General features: G+C 50.4%; 1 protein-coding gene. It reads right to left on the reverse strand.

Annotated elements, in window-relative coordinates:
* Window positions 1–787: AMP-binding protein (locus tag AAHB90_RS32445; RefSeq protein ID WP_342089484.1), on the reverse strand; the 787-nt coding region annotated here is incomplete at both ends.

Consider the following 787-nt stretch of genomic DNA (forward strand, 5'->3'; position numbering starts at 1 on the left):
TGAGCTGACAACGCCCGAAGCCACCGCTTCGCTGCTGCATGTTCCGATCCTTTCACGGTCCGCACCGTCCAGCTCAATCACCTGGCATGTTGCAGGCAACCGTTCTGAGAGCCCTGCGCTGCTGACCACATAGGACACTCCGCTGTCACTAACCATGTAGCTGATACGCTCCAATGGATATTCCGGGTCGATCGGAACATAAGCCCCGCCCGATTTAAGGATACCCAGAATACCTACGATCATATCCATGCCCCGGTCCAGACAGATACCCACCAGGCTCTCAGGGCCCACGCCCAACCCGCGAAGGTAATGGCCCAGCCGGTTACTGGCCGCATCCAGCTCCCCATAGCTCATCGCCCGGCCCTCGAAAACCAACGCTATCGATGAGCGATCCAACTTCACCTGCCGCGCAAAAAGGTCCAGAATCGTCTCGTCTGCCGGGTAAACACTGCTCGATACATTCAAACCATTTACCAACTGCTCACGCTCAAATGAATCTATAAGCACAATGTCGCCTAACAGATGACCGCTATCCGCACTTACAAATTGTTTTAAAACCGTTACAAAATGTTGTAAAATACGCCTCACATAACTTTCATCAAGCAGGGTACTGTTATAGCTGAACAGCAACTGAACAATATCTCGGGACGAAATAAGAATCGTCAAAGGATAATTAGTCTGCGGTCTGGCTTGAACATCTTCCAAACGCAAGCTCCATCCGCCATCAAAAATTGCATTGTTAAGGGGATAATTCTGATATGTTATCGAGCTGTCAAAAAGGTCTCCC

Origin of the sequence: Dyadobacter sp. OTU695, assembly GCF_038440355.1 — a bacterium.
Taxonomy (GTDB): Bacteria; Bacteroidota; Bacteroidia; order Cytophagales; family Spirosomataceae; genus Dyadobacter.